The sequence below is a fragment of the Niveispirillum sp. GW835-FHT14G11 genome (assembly GCF_058793615.1).
Genome location: NZ_JBXAFZ010000067.1, coordinates 1 through 641 on the forward strand (window position 1 = coordinate 1; position 641 = coordinate 641).

Annotated in this window: 1 pseudogene; it reads right to left on the minus strand. The window is 66.1% G+C overall.

Annotation, left to right across the window (positions count from 1 at the left end):
* Window positions 1–641, minus strand: a pseudogene (locus tag AC1Q7F_RS32630) (beta strand repeat-containing protein); the annotation flags it as partial.

The following is a 641-nucleotide window of genomic DNA, read 5'->3' on the forward strand; positions in this document are numbered from 1 at the left end:
TGGGTGCTGCTGAGGGCGGAAATCTGGGTGCTGTTCAGGCCACGGATCTGGGTGGTGCCAACCTGGGCCAGCTGCGTCGTGGAGATCTGGGCCAGCTGCGTGGTGGTCAGCGCCCCGACCTGGGCCGTGGTCAGTGAGTTCAGCTGCGTGCTGTTCAGCACGGCCACATCGGTGGTGCTGATCGCCTGGATCTGGGTCGTGGTCAGCGACGCGATCTGGGTGCTGATCAGCGCGCCGAACTGCGTCGTGGTGAACGTCGCCAGATCGGTGCTCTCAATGGCACGGATCTGGGTCGTGGTCATCGCCGCGATCTGGGTGCTGGTCAGCACACCCACCTGGGTGGTGCTGAGGCCGGCGATCTGCGTGCTGGTCAGGACGCGGAACTGGGTGGTGGTCAAGGCCGCCAGATCGGTGGTCTCGACGGCAGCGAACTGAGAGGTGGTCAGGGCCACGATCTGGGCGGTGGTCAGGGCCGCGACCTGCGTGGTGCTGAAGGCCGCCAGATCGGTGGTCTCGATGGCCTGGATCTGGGCGGTAGTCAGCGCCACGATCTGAGTGGTGGTGAGCGCGCCGGCCTGGGTGCTGCTGAGGGCGGAAATCTGGGTGCTGTTCAGGCCACGGATCTGGGTGGTGCCAACCTG